Origin of the sequence: Kitasatospora sp. NPDC058046, from assembly GCF_042885595.1 — a bacterium.
Classification (GTDB): domain Bacteria; phylum Actinomycetota; class Actinomycetes; order Streptomycetales; family Streptomycetaceae; genus Kitasatospora.
Genome location: NZ_JBHVRS010000010.1, coordinates 273,466 through 293,556, shown reverse-complemented (window position 1 = coordinate 293,556; position 20,091 = coordinate 273,466). Strand labels below are relative to the sequence as shown.

Below are 20,091 nucleotides of genomic sequence, written 5' to 3'. Positions count from 1 at the left end.
CGCGGCGGGGGCTCAGCGGACCATGGCCGCCAGGACGCTGCGCCAGTCCTCGCCGGGTTCGGGGGCGAGGGGAGCGGCCAGGGTGTCCGCGCGGTAGTGCCAGGGGCGGCGGAGGTCCTCGTCGGCGTCGGGGGCGGTGGTGATGGGGCTGCCGGAGCCGAGCAGGCGGACCAGTTCGGCGGTGAACTCGGGCCAGGAGACGTGTCCGCTGACCGCGTTGACGACCCGGCCGGCGGCGGGGTGGTCGGGGGTGAGGCAGGCGGTGAGGGCGCGGGCCAGGGCGGCGGCGTGCACCCAGGACGCGCCGTACCACTCGTCGCCGGCGGGCAGGCCGATCGGGCGTCCGGCCAGGGCGGCCTGGTAGAGGGCGCCGGTGGAGCCCCAGCGGAGCTGGTCGCGCAGGCGGTGGTGCGGGCCCCAGACGATCGGGGCGCGGACGGCGACGGCCTGGCCGCGGCCGGCGGCGGCCTCGAAGAGGATCCGCTCGCTGTCCAGCTTGGCCTGCCCGTACGGGGTGACCGGCGCGCCGCTGGGAGCGCCCTCGGGGACCTCGGTGCCCGGCGGGCGGCCGTACGCGTCGATGCTGCTGACGAAGACGAACGGGCCGCCCCGCCAGCCGTCGACCAGCGCGCGCATCGCGGCGAGGTCGGTGGCGTGGTCGGTGAAGGTGCAGGCGGAGTGGATGACGGCGTCGACGCCTTCGACGGCCCGGCGCAGGCTGTCGAGGTCGCCGAGGTCGCCCTCCGCGACCTCGGCGCCGTTCAGCGCGGGCAGGTGCGCGGACTCGGGCCGGACCAGCACCCGGACCGGCCGGCCCTGGGCCATCAGCTCCTGGAGCACGGCCGCGCCGACCCCTCCGGTGGCGCCGGTGAGCAGGACGGTGCCGGTGCGGGCGCCGGTGCTCCGCGGGCGGGCCCCGGCCTGGGCGAGGGCGGCGCTGCGCTCGTCCGCGCGGGTGGCGAGCAGGGCGGCGAGGGCGCGCGGGGTGCGCTGTTCCAGGATGTCGAGGCCGGTGAGCGGCAGCCCGGTGCGGGTGCGCAGGCGTTCGGCGAGCTGGACGGCGATGAGGGAGTGGCCGCCGAGGGCGAAGAAGTCGCCGTCGGCGGGCGGGGTCGCGCTGAGCAGTTCGCCGAACGCCTGCCGGACGACGTCCAGCGGGCCGTCCTCCAGCGGAGCGGTACCGGACAGCGGAGCGACACCGGACAGCGCGGCGGTGCCGGGCAGCGGGCCCGCGCCGGGCAGCCGGTCGCGGTCCGGGGTGCCGTCCGGGAGGCGGGGCAGCCGGTCCAGCAGGGTGACCGCGCGCGGCAGTTCGGCGGCCGGCAGGCGCCCGCGCAGGGCGGCCCGCAGGGCGCTGCCGGTCGGCGCGACGGGCCCGCGCACCACCGCGTAGGCGAGCGGCGGGCCGTCGGGGTGCTCGACGACGGCCGCCTCGACCACCGCGGGATCGGCCGTGAGGGCGGCCACCACCGGGTGTTCGGCGGCGGCCAGCCGCTCGCCGGGCAGTGCGGACAGTGCCAGGTCCGGGTTGGCGGCCACGGCGGTGAGCAGCGCGGCGAAGGCGTCGGCGAGCCGGGCGGCGGTGGTCGCGTCCAGCGCGTCCCGGTCGTGCTGGACCAGGACGCGCGGCCGCGGGCCGTCCTCCAGCAGCAGGGTGAGGCCGAACTTGGCCAGTCCCAGGTCGAGTTCGACGTTCTCGGTGTCGAGGCCGGGCAGCACCAGCGGGTCGGCGATCCGGAGCAGGTCGCAGCTGACCGAGAGCAGCGGGGTGCCGTCCGCCCCGCGCGAGGCCGCGCCGAGCCGCTCGACCACGAGGTCGAACGGCACCTCGTGGTGCTGCTGGGCGTCGAGCAGGGCGGTGCGGACGAGACCGAGCAGTTCGGCGAACGACGGGTCTCCGGACGGATTCGTCCGCACGGCGAGGGTGTTGACGGCGAGGCCGACGGTCCGGCGGAACTCGGGCCGCGCGCGGTGGCCGCTGGCGCAGCCGAGGACGAGGTCGTCCTGCCCGGAGGCGGTGCGCAGCACGGCGAACGCGGCGGCCAGGACAACGGTGTACAGCGTGGCGCCGTGCCGCGCGCCGAGGACGCGCAGCCCTTCCACCACGGCGGGGTTCACCGGGGCGGTGTGCAGGGCGGCGCGGCGCTCGCGGGCGCCGGGTGGGACGGGCCGCAGCAGCGACAGCGGTCGGGCTCCGGACAGACCGGCCGCGAGGGTGTCGGCGGCGGCCGTCAACTCGGCCTCCCGGGCTCGCTCCTGGCGGGCGTAGTCGGCGTATGAGGGGGCCACCGACGGGAGTTGGGCCGGAACCCCCTCGCATCCGGCGCGGTACAGCGCGGCGATGTCCGAGGCGATGAACGGCAGCGAGCCGCCGTCCACCGCGATGTGATGGATCGTCAGCAGCAGTGTGTGGTCCTCGGGACCGTGTCGCAGCAGCAGGGCGCGCAGCACCGGACCGGCGGCGAGGTCGAACGGGCGGGCGGCCTCGGCGAGGAGCTGCTCGGGGCCGGTGGCGTCCAGCACCGGCAGCGGCACCGGGGCGACCGGGTCGGTCTGCTGGTAGGGCTGGTCGCCCCGGCGCGGGTAGCGGGTGCGCAGGACGGCGTGCCGCTCGGTCAGGCCGGTGATCGCGGCGGCGAGGGCGGCCTGGTCGAGCGGGCCGCGCAGCCGGGTGGCGATCGGCACGTTGTAGAGGGCGCCGCCCTGGCCGAGGTGGTCCATCAGCCACATCCGCTGCTGGGCGTGCGAGAGCGGGGCCGGCTCGGCGGGTACGGCCGGACCGCCGGGCGCGACGGGTCGGGCGGGGGCGGTGGCGGTGCGGCGGTCGCGGGCGCGGCGCAGCAGGTCGGTCTGGTCGACGGTGCTCATCGGTCGGCTCCGGGGGTGTCGTCGGCGGCCCGCAGGGCGCGTTCCAGCAGGTCGGCCTGGGCGGCGACGGTCGGGTGGGCGAGGAAGTCGGCGAGCGACAGCTCGACCCCGAGGTCCTCGCGCAGGTCGTCCACCACCCACATGGCGAGCAGCGAGTGGCCGCCCTCGGCGAGGAAGTCGGCGGCCGGGTCGGTGATCGGGCGTTCCAGGGCCCGGCTCCACGCCTCGGCGACGACCTGCTGGATCGGGCCGAGGCCGGCGCCGGTGGCCGGGTGTGCCCCGGTCGGCCCGCCGCCGGCCGGGTGCGCGTCGGCCGTCTCGTTCACAGGCGGGTGCGCGTCGGCCGCCCCGTCGACGGCCGTCTCGTCCCCGGCCGGGTGCGCCCCGGCCCGCTCGTCGGCGGCCAGCGCCCGCCGGTCCACCTTCCCGCTGCCGGTCAGCGGCAGCGCGGCGAGCACGGTCCAGGCGGTGGGCACCAGGTGGGCGGGCAGCTGCTCGGCCAGCCGGGCGCGCAGCGCCTCGACGGCCGGGCGGGCGCCCTCGGCGAGCACCAGGCAGGCGGTGAGCGCGGCGTCGGGCTGCCCGGCCCGGCGGACCACGACCGCCGCCTCGGCGACCTCGGGCAGCTGGAGCAGCGCGTGCTCGACCTCGCCGGGTTCGATCCGGTAGCCCCGTACCTTGACCTGGTCGTCGGTGCGCCCGTGGTACTCCAGGGAGCCGTCCGGCAGTTGGGCGACCCGGTCGCCGCTGCGGTAGGCGCGTCCGATGCCCGGCAGTTCGCGGAAGCGCTCGGCGGTCAGCTCCGGCCGGTCGAGGTAGCCGAGGGCCAGCCGGTCGCCGGCGATCCACAGTTCGCCGACGGCGCCCGGCGCCACCGGCGCGAGGCCCTCGTCCAGGACGTAGGCGCGGGCGCCGCCGAAGGTCCGGCCGATCGGGACGGAGCCGGCGCAGTCGGCCGGGGTGACCCGGTGGACGGTGGTGAAGGTGGTGGCCTCGGTCGGCCCGTACCCGTTGACCAGTTCGAGCCAGGGGAAGGCCCGCAGCACGGCGCCCGCGTGCTCGGCGGAGATCGCCTCGCCGCCGACGACCAGGGTGCGCAGCACGCCGAAGATCCGGGAGCGCCGGGCGGCCAGGTGGTGGAAGAGCGCGGTGGTGAGGAAGACGGTGGTGACGCCGAAGCTCTCGACGTCGCGGACCAGGTCCTCGGCGCTGGGCCGCTCGCTCGGGGAGACGGCCACGGCGGCGCCGCGGGCGAGCGGGGCCCACAGTTCGAAGGTGGCGCCGTCGAAGGAGACGGTGGAGTGGAAGAGCACCCGGTCGCGCGGGCCGAGGACGACCGCGTCCTCCGCGGTGACCAGGTCGGCGACGGCGCGGTGCGGGACGAGGACGCCCTTGGGGCGGCCGGTGGAGCCGGAGGTGTAGTAGAGCAGGGCGGGCGCGGCCGGGTCGGCGGCGTCGGGCGCCGTGCCGTCGGTGGCCTCGGTGCCGCGCTCGGTCAGCACCAGGGTGAGCTCCTCGGGGAGCCCGGCCTCGGCGAGCAGCCCCTTGTCGCCGAGGACGAGCCGGAGGTCCGCGTCGGCGGTGAGTTCGGCGATCCGCGGGCGCGGGTAGGCCGGGTCGATCGGGACGGCCAGGGCGCCGGCCCGCCAGACGGCGAGCTGGGCGACGACGTACCGGGTCGAGCGGGCGCACAGCAGGCCGACGGCGCTGCCGGGGCCGATCCCCCGCGCGGCCAGGACGGCGGCCAACCGGCCTGCGGCGTCGACGAGTTCGCGGTAGGTGAGGACGGTGGAGCCGTCGGTCACGGCGAGCGCGTCGGGGCGGCTCTCGGCCTGCCGGGCGACGAGGGCGGGCAGGTCGGTCAGGGTGGGCAGGGCCGGCGGGTCGGTCACGGCAGACGGGGTCACAGCGGGCCCGGCAGTCACGACAGACGGGGTCACGGCAGTCACGGCGGGCGAGGACATGGTGGTCACGGTGGTTCCCTTCCGGGCGCCCCGGCCGGGTGGGCCGGGGCGCCCCGCTGAGGAGGTTCGGACGGGGTCAGGCGGTCGCGGCCAGATCGGCCACCCGTTCCTCGACCAGCCGGGCGACGGCCCGCAGGTCGGGCTGGCGCAGCACCAGGGGGGCGCGCAGCCGGACGCCGTACTCGTTCTCCAGGGCCTCCAGCAGTCTCGCGGCGGCGAGCGAATTGCCGCCCGCAGCCAGGAAGTTGTCCTCGGGACCGAGGTCGGCGCGGCCGATCAGCTCGCGGCAGAGCTTCAGCACGGTCCGCTCGACCGGGCCGTGCCCTTCCTCCACCGCGTCCGCCACGACCGCGTCCGGCACCGCCACGTCGGCCAGCAGGGCCTGGCGGTCCACCTTGCCGTTGGCGTCCAGCGGGAAGCGCTCCACCAGGTGGACGGCGGAGGGCACGGCCTGCTCGGGCAGCCAGGGCCGGACGGAGTCGAGCAGCGCCGCCGGGTCGGCGCCGTCCTCGGCGTGGACGAAGGCCAGCAGTCGGACCCCGCCGGTCGGCGCCTGCTCGGCGGCGACCACCGCCCGGCGCACCTGCGGGTCGCGCTCGAAGGCGGCCTCGACCTCGGCGGGTTCGATCCGCACGCCGCTGACCTTGACCTGGTCGTCGAGGCGGCCGTGGAACTCCAGCACGCCGTCCGGCCGCATCACCACCCGGTCGCCGGTGCGGTAGACCCGGTCGGTGCCGACCACGCCGGCGGGCGCGTCGACGAAGCGGCGGGCGGTCAGCTCGGGGTCGAGGTACCCGGCGGCCAGGCCGCGGCCGCCGATCCGCAGCTCGCCGGCCGTGCCGCGCGGCACCGGGCGGCCGTCCTCGTCGGTGACCAGGACGACGACGCCGTCGATCGGCAGGCCGATCGGCGGGGCGCCGGCGCCGTGGTCCCCGCCGGGGGCCATGGTGTGCATGGTGGTGGTGACGGTGGCCTCGGCGGGGCCGTAGGCGTTGTGGACGGTCGCGGTGACGTCGGGCCCGGGGGCGCGGCGCAGCCGGTCGCCGCCGATCACCAGGTGGCGCAGCGCCAGCCCGGCGGGCCAGGGCCGGCCGAGGACGGGCTCGGCCAGCGGGGTGGGCAGGATGGACACGGTGATGCCGGCCTCACGCCACCAGTCGGTGAGCGCGCCGGTGTCCCAGCGGACCGCCTCGGGGGCGACGACGAGGGCCGCGCCGGAGGTGAGGCCGGCCCACAGCTCCTGCACGTGCGGGTCGAAGGCGACGCCGATCAGCAGGCTGTGCCGCTCCCCGGGGCCGAGGCCGGTCGCCCCGCGGTACCACTGCAGCAGCGCGCCGAGCGCGGGCTCGGTGACGGCGACGGCCTTCGGGGTGCCGGTGGAACCGGAGGTGAGCACCGCGTAGTGGGTGCCGACCGGGACGCGCACCTGCCCGCCGGAGGTCAGGGCGGCCACCACGCCGGCGGTGGGCAGGTCCAGCGGCAGCCGCTCGCCGCCGGGCGGCAGCAGGTCCGGCTCGCCGACCAGGCAGGCCGGGCGCAGCTGCTCGGCGACGGCGCGCAGCCGGCGCTCGCCGGGGCGCGGGCCGAGCGGCAGGTGGACGGCGCCGAGCTTGGCGGCGGCCAAGGTGACGGCGACCAGCGAGACCGAGTGGGCGAGGCAGACGCCGAGCAGGTCGCCGGGGCCGACCCTGCCGCGCAGCGCCTCGGCCACGGTGTCGGCGAGGCGGTCGAGTTCGGCGTAGCTGTAGACCTGCTCGCCGTCGATCAGGGCGGGGGCGTCGGGGGTGCGGTGCGCCCAGGCGGTGAACAGGTCGAGCACCGCGCCGTCCTGGTGCGGGCGGCCGTAGCCGATGCTCAGGCCGTCCGTACTCGGGCTGTCCGTACCCGGGTTGCCCGCACTCAGGCTGTCCGTGCTCCGGAGTTCCGTGCCAAGGTGTTCCATCATCATCTCCACAGAAAGTGACGAGCCGTCAGTTCGATGCCTTGGAAGGCGCGTTCACTTGGCGTCCGCGGCGAGGGCGCGGGCCTGGTCGGCCAGCACGGCGTGGCGGAACAGGGTGCGCAGCGGCGGGCGGCTGCCGAGGTGGGGCTCCAGGTACGCGGCGAGCTGGGCGGCGAGCAGCGAGTGGCCGCCGACCTCGAAGAAGTGCGAGTCCGCGGTGAAGCGGTCGTGGCCGAGCACCTCGCGCCAGGCGGCGGCGATCAGCCGCTGGCCGGGGTCGGCGAACTCGCCCGGCGCGCCCTCCTGCGGCTCCGGAGCGTGCTCCACCAGGCGGGCGAGGGTGGCGCGGTCGGGCTTGCCGCCGGGCAGGGTCGGCATCGCGGCGACGGCCGTCCAGCTGGCCGGGACGAGTCCGCCGGGCAGCCGGCGGGCGAGCGCCTCGTGCAGGGCGGCCTGGTCGGGGCGGTCGGCGCCCTCCAGGAAGCCGACCAGGCGGGGGCCGGTCCGCGGGTCGGTGTGCAGCAGCACCGCGCAGGAGCGGCCGCCGAGTTCGGCGGAGGCGGCGGCCTCGATCTCCTCCAGCTCGATCCGGTGGCCGCGCAGCTTGACCTGGTTGTCGGCGCGGCCGAGGAAGCACAGCCGCCCGTCCAGGTCGCGGTAGCCGCGGTCGCCGGTGCGGTACACCCGGGCGCCGCCGAGCGCGGGGACGGTCGTGAAGCGGGCCGCGGTGGGCTCCGGCAGGCCGAGGTAGCCCTCGGCCAACAGGCCGCCACTGACCACGAGTTCGCCGACACAGCCGGGGGCGAGCGGGCGCAGGGTGTCGTCCAGGACGTGGACGCTCACGCCGTCGAGTTCGGCGCCGAGCGGGATCTCGCCGTCCTCGGCGACGTCGGCGGCGGTGATCTCGTACACGGTGGAGGTGACGGTGGCCTCGGTGACGCCGTAGGCGTTCAGCACGGTGGTGGCCCCGGTCAGGCCGGTCAGCGCCCGGGCGGGCAGCCGCTCGCCGCCGAGCACCAGCAGCCGGGGCGCCCAGCGGCCGTCGTCCAGCGCCGCGCGCAGGTCCTCGCGGACGGCGAGCAGGTAGCTGGTCGGCAGGTTGGCGACGGTCACGCCGCGGGCGGCCAGCACGGCGACCAGCTCGGGCCCGGTGGGCACCTCGCGCTGCGGCACGACGAGGGCGGCGCCGGCCGCGAGGGCGGGCAGCACCTCCTCCAGGGCCACGTCGAAGGACGGCCGGGCGAACAGCAGCGCCCGGTCGGCGGAGGTGAGGCGGTAGCGGTCGACGATCGCGGCGACGTACCCGGCGAGGGCCTCGCGGCCGACCAGGACGGGCTTGGGGACGCCGGTGGAGCCGGAGGTGTGGATCACGTACGCGGCACCGTCCAGCACGGCGGCGGGCTCGGCCTTCGGGAATTCGGGGCCGTCCAGCAGCGCCGGGGTGACGCCCTCCTCCGGCAGTGCCGACGCGCTCTGCCGGGTGGTGAGGACGAGCGCCGGGCTCAGCCGCTCCAGCAGCAGCCCGAGCCGGGCGGCCGGGTCCTCGGTGGACAGCGGCGCGTACACGGCGCCGTGGCGCAGGCAGGCGAGCAGCGCGACCACGCTGTCCGCGCCGCGCGGCAGCACGGCGGCGACCGGCTGGCCGGGGGTGACGCCGGCGGCACTCATTCGCTCGACCAACTCGGCGACCCGGCGGTCGAGTTCGCCGTAGCTGATCCGCTCGGTGCCGGCCAGCAGGGCGAGCGAGGCCGGGTCGTGGGCGGCGGCCGGGTCGAGCACGGCGGGGGTGACCGGGGCGGCCGGGGCGGCCTGCGCGGCCTCGGGTGCGGGGGCCAGGTCGGCGATCGGCGTCTGCGGGCGGTCCAGGTAGCAGCGCAGCAGCTCCAGCAGCCGCTCGGACAGCAGCACCGCGTCGGACTCGCGGAACAGGTCGGCGTCGTAGTCCCAGACCAGGGTCATCCCGGCGGCGCCGTGCTTCTCGCCGACCACCCGGCGGTCGTCGGGCAGCAGCACCAGGTCGAGGTCGAAGCGGGTGGTGCCGGTGTTGAAGCCCTCGTACAGCGAGACCTCGAGACCGGGCGCCTGGACGTCGGGCAGCGCCGCGTCGTGCGCGCTGAACATCACGTTGAACAGCGGGTTGTCGGCGCCGCTGGTGTGCAGGCCGAGCCGGCGGGTCAGCTCCTGGACCGGCAGGTCCTGGTAGGGCAGCGCGCGCAGCAGGACGTCGGTCACCTCGTCGACGGCCTCGGTGCCGGGGACCGTCGGGTCGAGCCGCAGGCGCAGCGGGACGGTGTTGACGAACATGCCGACGGTGCCCTCGAAGCCCTCCGGGCGGTTGCCGACGGCGGTGCCGATCACCAGCTCGCGGTGGCCGCTGTGCCGGCGCAGCAGTTCGGCGAGCAGGGCGAGCAGGGTGCTGAACGGGGTGTGGCCGTCCGCCTTGCCGCGCTCGCGCAGCCGCCCGGCCAGGTCGGCGCCGATCGACTGGCGCAACTGGCCGCCGTGGTGGCGCCGTTCGGCGCGCGGCCGGGCCAGCCCGGGCAGGGTGACCTCGCGCGGCGCGTCGGCCAGCTCCCTGGTCCAGAAGTCGAGGCCGCGGTCCCGGGGGAGGTCGGCGGCGGCGCGGGCGTGGTCCTCGTACGAGGGGGCGACGGGCAGTTGGTACGGCTCGCCGAGGACGGTGGCGCGGTAGACGGTGAACAGGTCGCGCAGCAGGATCGCGAAGGAGTGGCCGTCGTGGACGAGGTGGTGCTCGACGTGGATCAGCCGGTGGTGGTCCTCGCCGAGCCGGACCAGGTGCCAGCGCAGCACCGGCGCCCGGCCGGTGTCCAGCGGCTCCTCGGCCTCGGCGGCGAGCAGCCGCTGGAAGGCGGCCTCCGGGTCCTGCTCGGCGGCGAAGTCGCTGTGGCGCAGCTCCGGTTCGCAGTCCTCGGCGACCCGCTGGCCGGGCAGGCCCTCCGGGCTGGGCACCAACTCCAGTCGCAGACCCGGGTGGTGGGCCAGCACGGCGGCCAGGCCGGTGTGCAGCGCGTCCCGGTCGAGAGCGCCCCACAGGTCGAGGACGGCGGTGAAGTTGTAGGCGCGGCTGCCCGGCAGCATCTGCTCGTGCAGCCAGACGATCTCCTGTGACGGAGAGAGTGCGAACATCGTCGATTCCCTTGTGTGGTGGGCTGTGTCGGCACTGCGGTGGCCGGAAGCGGGCGTGGGGTGTTCCCGTACCGGCCGGTGGCCGGGCCGCACCGGGGTGAGGTGCGGCCCGGGGCCCGGGGGTCCCGTCCGGGGGCGTGTCGGACGCGCGCGGACGGGCATGGCGGATCCGCCGTTCGGGATCCTGGGTGGGAGTTCGGCGCCCGCGGTCTCGGGCGTACGGTCCCGGTCTCGGGCGTACGGTCCCGGGCGGGTGGTTCCGGGCGTACGGTCTCGGGCGGGCGGCGTCGGAAGTACGGTCTCGGAAGTACGGTCTCGGACGTGCGGTGTCGGGCCTGCGGGGCAGGCGGGTTCAGGCCTGCGGTGCCGGGCTCGGCCGGGCGGGCAGGTGGTGCCGCAGCACGGCGAGCAGGTCGTCGAAGGCCGCGTGGGCGTCGGCCTCGGGGAAGCGGTCGCGGTCCCAGGCCAGCCGGACCAGCAGGTCGTCGCCGTGCGAGGCGGAGACGGCCATCGGCGCGGCGAGCGGGCGCCCGTCCAGGGGGGTCTCCCGGCCGGGGGTGCCGCCGAGCACCAGCGGTGGGCGGCGGTGCAGGTCGTCCAGGGTGAGCAGGCCGTCCAGGGCGCCCGACCACGGGGCCCCGGCGGTGCGGGCGGCGCGGACCACCTCGTCGAAGGGGGTGCCGGCCTGGTCCAGGTCGTCCCACCAGGCGTCCCCGAGCGCGTCCAGGTCCGCGACCGGCCCCGGAGTCGCCGGGTGCACCAGGGTGTTGAGGAAGCAGCCGAGCGCGGCGGGAGCGCCCGCCGGCCGTCCGCCCCACGGGTAGCCGAGCGCGAGCGCCCCTCCCCCGGTCTCCGGCCGGGAGGGCCCCTCCGTCCGGTGCAGCCGGTGCAGGGCCGAGCCGACCGCGTCCAGCAGGGCCGGGAAGACGGCGCCGCGGGCGGCGCCCTCGGCTGCGGGCAGCCGCTCGGTGAGCATGCCGGTGGACGTGGCCGCGCTGCCGCCCGCCCCGGTCAGGCCGCCCAGCCGGCGGCCCCAGTAGGCCTGGGCGGCGGGGCCGCCGGCGGCGTCCTCGGCGTCCAACTGCAGCTCGACGGCCTGCCGGTAGTCGGCCAGCGCCTGGGGGGTGGGCCCGACCGCGGGCGGCTCGTCCTGCTCGTACGCGGCGCTGAGCTCGGCGGTGAGCACCCCGAGCGACTGCTCGTCGCAGGCGGCGTGGTCCAGTGCGACGACGAGCAGTTCCTCGGCCCCGGACGGGTCCGCGGACGGCTCCCCGTCCGGGTCCGCGGCCACCAGCAGGCGCAGCGCGGGCCCGTCGGCGGGCCAGTCCAGCAGGGCCTCGCGCAGCGCGGCGCGGGCGGTGCCGCCGGGGGCGACGGGGATCCGGGCGGCCTCGGCGGAGGGGCCGCCGGCGCGCAGCACGGGTGTGCCGCGCACGGTGGCGAAGCCTCCGCACAGCGCCGGGTGGTGGGCGGCCACCGCGGTGGCGGCGCGGGCCAGCCGCTCCAGGTCGAGGGTGCCGCGCGGGTAGGCGAACATCAGCGGGACGATGTCGCTGCGGCTCTGCGGCGTGAGCCGGCGGGTGATCAGGAACCGTCGCTGGGCGCCGGTCAGCGGGAGCAGCTCCACCGGGGATTCGGCGGCGGCGGAGCGGTACCGGGCGAGGTAGGCGGCGGTGATGCTGGCGTGCACGGGAACGGTCTCCGGTTTCCGGTCGCGGCTCGGGTCGGGGATCGGTCGAGGTGATCGATCGGGGCGTTGCTCAGGTCCGGTTGCTACGGGCAGACGGGCAGGCGGGCAGACAGACGGGCAGGCGGGTCAGGACACCCCCGGGCTCACGGCGCTCTCCTCCTCGCTGACGTCCGCGCCCTCGCCCGCGCCCGGCCCCGCCGTACGGTCCGGGTCCGGCAGCTCGCGCATCCGCCGCAGCGGGGAGAGCAGCAGCGGCAGCGGCACCAGCAGGAAGCCGACGGCGCAGACCCAGAGCGCGGCGCGCGGCCCGGCCGCGTCGGCGACCACGCCGCCGACCAGGGCGCCGATCGGCAGGGTGCCCCACACCAGGAAGCGCATGGTGGCGTTCATCCGGCCGAGCAGCTCCGGCGGGCAGAGGCTCTGCCGGAAGCTGACCTGGGCGACGTTGTAGGCGACCGCGCCGAACAGCACCACCCCGGAGGCCAGGCCGAACAGCACCACGCCCGCGCCGCCGCCGGACAGCGGCCACAGCATCGCGAACGGTGCCGTCACCAGCGTGGAGAGCCAGATCAGCCGGGCCTGCCCGATCCACCGGGCGAGCTGCCCGGCGCACAGCGCGCCGGCCAGTCCGCCGAGGGCGGAGACCGACAGCAGCACGCCGATGGCGCCCGGCGACAGGTCGAGCACCCGTACCCAGAACACCGTCTGCACGGCGGTCAGCACGGCGGAGAACAGGTTGGACGTGGCGGTGGCGGTCGCGATCGCCCGCAGCAGCGGGTGGCCGAGCACGAACCGGACGCCCTCCCCGACCTCGGCGCGCAGCGAGCGCCCCGGCTCGGGTTCCGGTCGCTGCTCCTCGACCTTGATCCGGCCGAGCAGCAGCGCGGAGACGAGGTAGCCGCAGGCGTCGGCCACGATGGCGAGCGGCGCCCCGAGCAGCTGGACCAGCCCGCCGCCGAGGCCCGGCCCGGCGATCTGCGCCGAGGAGCGGACCGTCTCCAACGCTCCGTTGCCGCCGACCAGTTGCTCGCGCGGCAGGACGGCGGGCAGGAAGGACTGGTGGGCGACGTCGAAGAACACCGTCGCCACCCCGGTGACCAGCGCCACCAGGTAGAGCTGCGGCATGGTCAGCACGCCGAGCGCGGCGGCCGGCGGGATCGACCCCACGGCCAGGCAGCGCACCACGTCGGCCCTGATCAGCACCGGCAGCTTGCGCATCCGGTCCAGCCAGGCGCCCGCAGGGAGGCCGATGAGCAGGAAGGCGGCGGTCTCGGCGGCGGTCAGCAGGCCGACTTCGAACGGCGTGGCGTCGAGCACCATCACCGCCACCAAGGGAAGGGCCACCAGGGTGACCTGAGTGCCCGTCTGGGCCGCCGCGGCTCCGGTCAGCAGGAGCCGGAAATCGCGGTGGCCGAGCAGACGGGCCTGGCGGGAGCTGGGCTTCTCGTTCATTGGTGCGACTCTCGGTCACCCCTTCGACACCGGGCAAGCACCGGGTCCGTTTCCGGACGGACCGCAGGTCGGCCGAATCCCGCCACTCGCCCGTCGGACCCTTGCGCGCTCCTTATGGACGCGTCCCGCGCGGCCGCGCCGCCGACGGCGCCCCTCGGCCAAGGCGGCGCGGCCCGACGGGCACCTTGATCACCCCGGGGCCCGCCGGTCCATTTCGACGTCCGCTATTCGGACGGGACCTTTCCGGCCACCGGACGGAGGCGCTCAACTTGGCCGGATTCCATGGAGTGCAGCCCTACCGTCACCTCATCGTGATACCGGCGTGACCGAAGCGAGCCGTAGAAGGGGATCACAGGGCGGATACGAGCCGCCCCCGGCGCGAACCGGTCCACCGGCCGCCGCCCTCGACCCTCAGCGCCGACTGTCCGCCCCCGGCTCCGCACGGCGGGTGATCGCCAGCACCGCCATGTCGTCGTCCCGGGGCCCTCCCGTCCACCGCTCGACGTCCGCCACCAGCGCGTCCAGCACCTCCCCCGGCCCGGTGAACGGCCCCAGCGGGGCCAGGCCGAGCACCGGGTCGTAGAACTCCCCCGCCGCGTCCCGGGCCTCGGTGACCCCGTCGGTCACCAGCAGCAGCGTGCACCCGGCCGGGAACGGCCGCCCCTCCGGCAGCGGACGCGCCACGCCCAGCCCGCCCATCCCCAGCGGCAGCCCCGGGTCCGCCGCGTCCAGCCGGCGCACCCGGGGCGCGGCCCCGCCCGGCGGGTACGGGCCCAGCAGGTACGGGCCGGGGTGCCCGCAGTCGAGCGTGCGCACGCTCTCCTCCCCCGGCGGGAACTCCACCAGCAGCGCGGTGATGAACCCCTCCAAGCGCAGCTCCTCGCTCATCCGCTCGCTCTCCCGCAGCAGCGATTCCTCCAGGGCGTCCGCGAGCGCGACCAGGTCCGGCAGCCGGTGCGAACCCTCCCGGAAGGCACCCAACAGCACCGACACGGCCCCGACCGCGTGCAGCCCCTTGCCCCGCACATCGGCGATCAGCCCGCGCACGCCGTACGGGGTGACCTGCAGCGCGTACGCGTCCCCGCCGATCAGCGCCTCGTCCTGGGCGGCCCGGTAACAGGCCGCGACCGACAGCCGCCCCACCCGCGCGGGCGGCTCCGGCAGCACCGCCCGCTGCGCCGCCTCGGCCACCGAACGCACCCGCTCCAACCGCCGCCCGTGCCGGGCCACCACCCGGTTCACCGCGATCCCGAGCAGCGCCGCGAACACCGTGTTCCCCAGCTCCAGGAAGCCGGCCCGGGTCCCGAGCGACCCGTCCCGGGCCGACAGCACCAGGATGCCCAGCGCGTTGGCCGCCCCCACCGCGACGGTGTCCCCCAGCACCAGCAGCGCCCCCGCCAGCACGGCGGCCGCCGCCAGCATCGGATCGCCCCAGTAGTCGGTCGGGTCCAGCGCGTTCCACACCAGCCCGCCGACGGTCAGCAACCACGGCGCGACCCGCACGTACGGCGGCCACTGCACGGACCTCGGGGCCATCGGCGACCTGGCTTCCGTCTCGCCACCATCCGGAAGTGCTCCTTCCGATCGTAGCCACGGGCCCCGGAGGCCCGCATGACGGCCGCCCTCGCCGGTGGCCGAGAAACACCTCCCGTCGGTGGGGCACCGCTCACGCGCCCGCTACGCACCGCCCGCCGTGAACCGTCCCGCGCCGGACCCGGCCAGCAGCCCCTCCGGCACCCGGCGCCCGTACGCCACCAGCAGCAGGTGCTCCGCCCGCCCCTCCACGGTGAGCCGACCGTGCCCGTAGGACCACTCCGCGTCCGTCGCCTCCAGCCGGACCCCGTCCACCCGCGCCCCGAAGAACCGCAGGGTGCGGGGTGAGACACCGGCCAGCAGGGCCGTCGTACGCGCCACCGGCAGCCGGGCCGGCAGCCCGAGCGCCACGGTGATGTCGAGACCGTGGACGGCGTCGTGGGCGAGCGCCGCGATCCGGCCGCCGACCGGCGGGCGCCAGGGGTGGTCGGCGTGGTCGGCCATGGCGGCGACGAGTTCGCGCTCGCTCAGGGCGGCGGCGTCACGGCGGGCGATCCGGCCGGCCATCCGGTGGACGTTGCCGCCGGAGCGGGCGAGTTCGAGGAGCGTGCGCGCCGTCGAGTGCCGGAATCCGGTGCTCAGGTGCGCGGCCACCTCACGGACCCGCCAACCCGCGCACAGCGAGGGCGAGTTCCACTGCTCCCAGGTGAAGGCGGCGAACACGGCGGCGAGTTCGCGGCGCTCGGCCGCGATCTGCGCGCGGATCCACCGGATCTGCCCGGCGTCCTGGTCCTGCGGCACGGTTTCCATGCGTCCAGCCTGCGGCCGGAACCGTACGCCCGTCCAAGACCGGGAAGTTCTGGCACCTATGATCAGGAGTTATGGAACTGCGGCAGCTCCAGTACTTCGTCACCGTCGCCCAGCACGGCAGCTTCACCCGGGCCGCGCAGCTGCTGCACCTGAGCCAGCCCGGGGTGAGCTCCCAGATCCGGCAGCTGGAACGGGAGCTGGGCCACCCGCTGTTCGACCGCTCGGGACGCACCGTGCGGCTCACCCCGGTCGGCGAGGCGGTACTGCCGCACGCCCGGGCGGCGCTGGCCGCCGCGGCCGCGGCCCGCCGCACGGCCCAGGAGTTCGGCGGGCTGCGGCGCGGGCACGTGCGCCTGGGCATGGTCGCCGGGGCGGCCCTGACCCCGCCGGCCGAGCTGGGGACCTTCCCTGGACTCGCCACCACGCTCGCGGCGTTCCGCCAGGAGCACCCCGGCATCGACTTCTCGCTCACCGAGGACACCACCGCGCGGATGCTCGACGCCCTGCGCGACGGTCGGCTGGACCTCGCCGTCGTCGGCCTGCCCGCCCCGGCGAGCGGGCGGGAGGGCGACGACGGCTGGTCGGCGCTGACCGGGCTCGCGCTGCACACCGTGCTGGAGGTCCCGCTGGTCGCGGCCTGCGCGTCGGAGCACCCGCTCGCGGCGGGTACGGGCCCGGGTTCCGCCGATAGTCCGGGCTCTGGCTCGGGCGCCGCCCCCGGTGTCCCCGGTGCCGACCGGAGCGCGCTCCCGGTCGCCGAGCTGGCCGGGCACGCCCTGGTCAGTACCCCGCGCGGCACCGGTCTGCGCACCGCGCTGGAGTGCGCCCTGGCCGAGGCCGGTGTCGATCCGGCGGTCGGCGTCGAGGCGGCCGCGCCACCGCAACTGGCCGAACTCGCCGCACACGGGCTGGGCGTCGCCGTCCTGCCGGACCCGGGCCCGCTGCCCGGGGTGCGGGTGCGCCCGCTCACCGGACCCGTCCCCCGGGTCCGGATCGCGCTCACCTGGCCGACCGGGCAGCCCGCCTCACCGCCGACCGCCGCCCTGGTGGCCCACCTGCGGCGGGCCTACCCGGGGCCGGCCGCCGCTCAGGCTCCGGCCCCCGTTCAGGCTCCGGCCGGTACCGCCGCGCCGTCGACGATGTGCAGCAGCGCGGCCGCGCCGTCGAGCACCTCCCGGTCGAGCGGGAAGTAGCCCTGCCGCGGGACGGTGTCGGTGCGCGTCCGGACCCCGGCCGGCAGCGCCGTGTCCGTCAACTCCCAGGCCGCGCCCCGCCCCCGCAGGTGGGCCTCGTACGTCCCCGGCGCCGGCTCGGCCAGCCCGATCGCCTCGCTGCGCCCCAGGCTCCCGGCGACGAAGGCGTACCGCTCGCCCAGCAGCGTGCCCACGATGTGGCCCGCGCCGATCCAGCGGCAGTCCAGCTCGCCCGACGACCAGGCGCTCGGGTTCCGCCGCAGGTGCAGGTTGTGGGAGAAGACCAGGGTCGGTCCGCGCCCGGCCTCGATCGCGCGGATGTCGAGGAGGTTCTGCGCCATCAGCGCGTCCCGCACGCCGGACAGGGCGCTGATCCGGGCGCTCCGGTCGAGGCCCCGGACCGCCGACTGCGCGTGGTAGCGCAGCAGTCCGATCCCGGCGGTCAGCCGGGTGCGGGCCGCGTACCACTCGGCGGACGAGGTCTTGGCGATCAATGCCGGTGCCCGCATGTAGAGTTGGAGGAGGAGGTCGTCGGCGAGGCAGCGCAGCCGCGCGGCCTCGGCACTGTCACCCGGCGACCGGGCCGGATCCGTCACCGCCTCCGTGCGGCTCCAGCGCTCGTCCTCGCCCGCCACCCCGGCGAGGTCGAGGTCGAGCCCCAGGTAGTCGCGGGCGTGTTCGAGGTAGCGGCGCGGGCTGGGGGCGCTGGTGTTCTCGGTCGGGATGTCGAAGCCATGGAAGGACAGCTGCGCACCGGACGCCCGGTCCCGGTTGAACTCCCGTATCCAGGCGACGAGTCGGCGATTGGGCTCGAGCTCCCCGAAGCCGTGGGTGAAGCCCTCCTCCAGCACCGAGTCGAGGGTGCCGACACCCTCCCGGACGTAGGCGTCCACGGCGAACGCGGCCACCCGGTCGGTCTCCAGGGCGATCGACCGGAAACCCCGGTCGACCAGCCGGGCGAACAGCTCGTTGCGGACCCACCCGAACGCCGGCTCCTGGTGCGTCGGCTCACCGAGGCCCAGAAGCTCGCACGCCGGGGGGACGAAATCGTTGATGTCCTGGTTCATGAACCTCAAGCGTATCCTTGAAAGAACGGTTGAAACTTTTCCTTCCACCACCGCCCAGGCATTGCCCAACTGTGGCCGAAAGCCTCAAACGGCCCTGAACCATCGGCCGACTCCGAACGCCCGCCCGCCCCCGAACGGAGACGACCATGCGACCCGCCGACCTCGCTCGCGAGCACGGCATCTCGACCCAGGCCATCCGCAACTACGAGCGCGACGGCTACCTCCCGCCCGCCGACCGCACACCCACCGGGTACCGGATCTACACCGAGCCGCACGCGGCCGCCCTGCGCGCCTACCTCGCCCTCGTCCCGGCGTACGGGCACGCGACCGCCGGCTCGGTCATGACCGCCGTCCACGCCGACCGGCTCGGCGACGCCCTCACCGAACTCGACCGGGGCCACGCCCAGTTACTGCGCGACCGGGAGACCCTCGCCGCCGTCCGCGCGGCCGTCGGCCACCTGACCGACGGCGCCACGCCCGGCCCCGCCCTTCCCGCACTGCCCGGCCCCCGCTCCGTCGGCGAGGTCGCGCACCGGCTCGGTGTCACCCCCGCGACCCTGCGGGCCTGGGAGGCCGCCGGCGTCCTGACCCCCGCCCGGGACCGCGCCACCGGCCACCGCCGCTACCTCCCGGCCGACGTCCGCGACGCCGAACTCGCCCACCTGCTCCGCCGGGGCGGCTACCTGCTGGACCGCGTCGCCACCGTGCTGCGGCAGATCCGCACGGCGGGCGGCACCGGTGAACTGGCCGCCGCCCTCGACGGCTGGCAACAGCGCCTCACCACCCGGGGGCTCGCGATGCTCACCGCCTCAGCTCGCCTCGACACCTACCTGGCGCTGCGCCCCGAGGTGCCCCGACGGGCTTGACCTCAAGGGAACTTGAGGTCCCAGGGTGATCCTCATGAACACCGAATCCGCAACGCCCGCGCCCGCCGACACCGCCCTTTCCGGCAGCGCCCCCTCCGACGCCGGTCCCTCCGACGCGGCTCCCTCCGACACCAAGCTCGCGGACATCGCGGCCATCGAGCAGGTCGTGGCCGCCGTCGAGCGCGCCCAACGCGCCAAGGACCCGGACGCCTTCCTCGCCCTCTTCCACCCCGAGGCGCTCTGGACCACCGCGCACGGCAAGGTCCTCCTCGGCCTGGACGCGATCGCCGAGTTCACCCGAGCCGTCCTGCCCGCCGCGACCTGGGACGGCCGGGTCACGTACGAGCCGGTGCACATCCAGTTCCTCCGCCCCGACGTGGCCGCCGTCAAGGTCCGCCAGGTCTACCACTCGGCGAACGGCGACGCGGACGGCGGCTCGGAGGGTGCACCGCTGTACGTCATGACCAGGCAGGACGACGGGCGGTGGCTGCTGCACGCCTGCCAGAACACCGGCGTGCTCACCGACTGACCGACGCCGCCCGCCGGCCGGCCACCGGTTCCACCGCCACCCCGCGCCGCCCGTCACTGCCCGTCGCCGCCCGGTGTGGTCGGGAGCGGTCGGGCGGCGACGTCGCTGGCCGGGCTCAGCCGACCCGGGTGAGGCGGGCGGTCCGGGCGACGGCTCCCTCGGCGAGCACGCCCGGCTGCTCCTGGTCCGGGCGTTCCGGGCTGGCGAGCAGGATGGAGCGCTGGAGTCGCCGCAGTGCCGCGGACGGTTCCATGCCCAACTCCCGTACCAGGGTGTTCCGCAGGCGCTGGTAGGCCTCCAGCGCCTCGCCCCGGCGGCCGGAGCGGTGCAGCGCGATCATGTACTGGCCGTGCAGGCTCTCGTGGGTGCGGTAGCGGTCGACCAGGACGGTGAGTTCGGCGAGCAGTACGCGGTGCCGGCCGAGGCGCAGGTCGGCCTCGATCCGCTGATCCAGCGCGCAGAGCCGGGTCTCCTCCAACCGCCTGACCTCGACGGCGAGTTGGCCGCCGACCGGGACGTCCGCGAAGGCCGGGCCGCGCCACAGCGCGAGCGCCTCGCCCAACTGGCGGGCGGCGAGCGGGAAGTCGCCGCCGTCCATGGCGCGGTAGCCGTGCCCGGCGAGGCGGTCGAACTCCTGGAGGTCGACCAGCCCGCCACCGCTGTTCAGCATGTAGCCGCCGGCCGAGGTGACCAGGACGTCCTTCGCGCAGGAGGCCCCCGGGCCGCCGTCCCCCTGGGCGAGCGCCCGGTCGATGAGGTCGCGCAGTTGGAGCACATAGGTCTGCACGGTGGTGCGGGCGCTGCGCGGCGGACGGCCGGACCACAGTTCCTCGGCGAGGACGCTCGCCGGGACAACCTGGTCGGCCCGTAACGCCAACAGGGCGAGCACCTGTCGAGGCTTCGGCGCCGAGGGCACCACCGAAACCCCGCACAGTCGGACCCCCAAGACCCCCAGCACGCGGATCTCCACGACGACCACCCCACATCCAGACGGATCGGCGGCCCCGACGGCCGCCGGTCGGGCGGGCGC

At 76.4% G+C, this 20,091-nt stretch carries 13 protein-coding genes; 3 read left to right on the top strand and 10 right to left on the bottom strand.

Going from position 1 to position 20,091, the window contains the following annotated elements; all coding sequences use genetic code 11:
* Positions 1-12 precede the first annotated feature (12 nt).
* From ACFVU7_RS22330 to ACFVU7_RS22295, 8 genes are all read right to left on the bottom strand, one after another.
* Complete coding sequence (locus ACFVU7_RS22330) at positions 13-2,868, bottom strand: condensation domain-containing protein (RefSeq protein WP_388046631.1); 2,856 nt, start codon at positions 2,866-2,868, stop codon at positions 13-15.
* Positions 2,865-4,760: a non-ribosomal peptide synthetase gene (locus ACFVU7_RS22325; RefSeq protein ID WP_388046630.1), complete on the bottom strand. Its 1,896-nt coding sequence runs from the start codon at positions 4,758-4,760 to the stop codon at positions 2,865-2,867. The genes ACFVU7_RS22330 and ACFVU7_RS22325 overlap by 4 nt, the downstream gene beginning before the upstream one ends.
* Before the next feature lie 148 nt (positions 4,761-4,908).
* Positions 4,909-6,774 carry an amino acid adenylation domain-containing protein gene (locus ACFVU7_RS22320; RefSeq protein ID WP_388046628.1) on the bottom strand — a complete coding sequence of 622 codons (1,866 nt, stop codon included), beginning with the start codon at positions 6,772-6,774 and terminating at the stop codon, positions 4,909-4,911.
* 54 nt (positions 6,775-6,828) lie between these two features.
* Positions 6,829-9,921 carry an amino acid adenylation domain-containing protein gene (locus ACFVU7_RS22315; RefSeq protein ID WP_388046626.1) on the bottom strand — a complete coding sequence of 1,031 codons (3,093 nt, stop codon included), beginning with the start codon at positions 9,919-9,921 and terminating at the stop codon, positions 6,829-6,831.
* Between the two features lie 352 nt (positions 9,922-10,273).
* On the bottom strand, positions 10,274-11,611 hold the full coding sequence (locus tag ACFVU7_RS22310; RefSeq protein WP_388046624.1) for a non-ribosomal peptide synthetase: 1,338 nt from the start codon (positions 11,609-11,611) through the stop codon (positions 10,274-10,276).
* A 126-nt stretch (positions 11,612-11,737) separates the two neighbouring features.
* Positions 11,738-13,063: an MFS transporter gene (locus ACFVU7_RS22305; RefSeq protein WP_380778027.1), complete on the bottom strand. Its 1,326-nt coding sequence runs from the start codon at positions 13,061-13,063 to the stop codon at positions 11,738-11,740.
* Positions 13,064-13,474: 411 nt separating this feature from the next.
* The gene (locus ACFVU7_RS22300; RefSeq protein WP_388046622.1) at positions 13,475-14,599 is read right to left on the bottom strand and encodes a PP2C family protein-serine/threonine phosphatase; all 1,125 of its coding nucleotides are present in this window, start codon (positions 14,597-14,599) and stop codon (positions 13,475-13,477) included.
* A gap of 141 nt (positions 14,600-14,740) precedes the next feature.
* On the bottom strand, positions 14,741-15,406 hold the full coding sequence (locus tag ACFVU7_RS22295; RefSeq protein WP_388046620.1) for a maleylpyruvate isomerase family mycothiol-dependent enzyme: 666 nt from the start codon (positions 15,404-15,406) through the stop codon (positions 14,741-14,743).
* A gap of 71 nt (positions 15,407-15,477) precedes the next feature.
* Here ACFVU7_RS22295 and ACFVU7_RS22290 point away from each other — a divergent pair, with 71 nt between their 5' ends.
* The gene (locus ACFVU7_RS22290) at positions 15,478-16,599 is read left to right on the top strand and encodes a LysR family transcriptional regulator (protein WP_388046618.1); all 1,122 of its coding nucleotides are present in this window, start codon (positions 15,478-15,480) and stop codon (positions 16,597-16,599) included.
* Here ACFVU7_RS22290 and ACFVU7_RS22285 read toward each other — a convergent pair.
* The gene (locus tag ACFVU7_RS22285) at positions 16,512-17,666 is read right to left on the bottom strand and encodes an erythromycin esterase family protein (RefSeq protein WP_388046617.1); all 1,155 of its coding nucleotides are present in this window, start codon (positions 17,664-17,666) and stop codon (positions 16,512-16,514) included. The genes ACFVU7_RS22290 and ACFVU7_RS22285 overlap by 88 nt on opposite strands.
* 146 nt (positions 17,667-17,812) lie before the next feature.
* Here ACFVU7_RS22285 and ACFVU7_RS22280 point away from each other — a divergent pair, with 146 nt between their 5' ends.
* Both ACFVU7_RS22280 and ACFVU7_RS22275 read left to right on the top strand, forming a co-directional pair.
* On the top strand, positions 17,813-18,532 hold the full coding sequence (locus tag ACFVU7_RS22280) for a TioE family transcriptional regulator (RefSeq protein ID WP_388046615.1): 720 nt from the start codon (positions 17,813-17,815) through the stop codon (positions 18,530-18,532).
* 34 nt (positions 18,533-18,566) lie between these two features.
* Positions 18,567-19,061 carry an SgcJ/EcaC family oxidoreductase gene (locus ACFVU7_RS22275; RefSeq protein WP_388046613.1) on the top strand — a complete coding sequence of 165 codons (495 nt, stop codon included), beginning with the start codon at positions 18,567-18,569 and terminating at the stop codon, positions 19,059-19,061.
* 115 nt (positions 19,062-19,176) lie between these two features.
* Here ACFVU7_RS22275 and ACFVU7_RS22270 read toward each other — a convergent pair whose 3' ends face one another.
* Positions 19,177-20,031, bottom strand: coding sequence for an AfsR/SARP family transcriptional regulator (locus ACFVU7_RS22270; protein ID WP_082345890.1), 855 nt, complete (start codon positions 20,029-20,031; stop codon positions 19,177-19,179).
* Between the last annotated feature and the right edge of the window lie 60 nt (positions 20,032-20,091).

What these genes read in the sequence shown, in the direction of transcription:
- ACFVU7_RS22330 (WP_388046631.1), bottom strand. Translation starts at nt 2,868, where the DNA reads ATGAGCACCGTCGACCAGACCGACCTGCTGCGCCGCGCCCGCGACCGC.
- ACFVU7_RS22315 (WP_388046626.1), bottom strand. Translation starts at nt 9,921, where the DNA reads ATGTTCGCACTCTCTCCGTCACAGGAGATCGTCTGGCTGCACGAGCAG.
- ACFVU7_RS22320 (WP_388046628.1), bottom strand. Translation starts at nt 6,774, where the DNA reads ATGGAACACCTTGGCACGGAACTCCGGAGCACGGACAGCCTGAGTGCG.
- ACFVU7_RS22285 (WP_388046617.1), bottom strand. Translation starts at nt 17,666, where the DNA reads ATGAACCAGGACATCAACGATTTCGTCCCCCCGGCGTGCGAGCTTCTG.
- ACFVU7_RS22295 (WP_388046620.1), bottom strand. Translation starts at nt 15,406, where the DNA reads ATGGAAACCGTGCCGCAGGACCAGGACGCCGGGCAGATCCGGTGGATC.
- ACFVU7_RS22305 (WP_380778027.1), bottom strand. Translation starts at nt 13,063, where the DNA reads ATGAACGAGAAGCCCAGCTCCCGCCAGGCCCGTCTGCTCGGCCACCGC.
- ACFVU7_RS22290 (WP_388046618.1), top strand. Translation starts at nt 15,478, where the DNA reads ATGGAACTGCGGCAGCTCCAGTACTTCGTCACCGTCGCCCAGCACGGC.
- ACFVU7_RS22275 (WP_388046613.1), top strand. Translation starts at nt 18,567, where the DNA reads ATGAACACCGAATCCGCAACGCCCGCGCCCGCCGACACCGCCCTTTCC.
- ACFVU7_RS22280 (WP_388046615.1), top strand. Translation starts at nt 17,813, where the DNA reads ATGCGACCCGCCGACCTCGCTCGCGAGCACGGCATCTCGACCCAGGCC.
- ACFVU7_RS22300 (WP_388046622.1), bottom strand. Translation starts at nt 14,599, where the DNA reads ATGGCCCCGAGGTCCGTGCAGTGGCCGCCGTACGTGCGGGTCGCGCCG.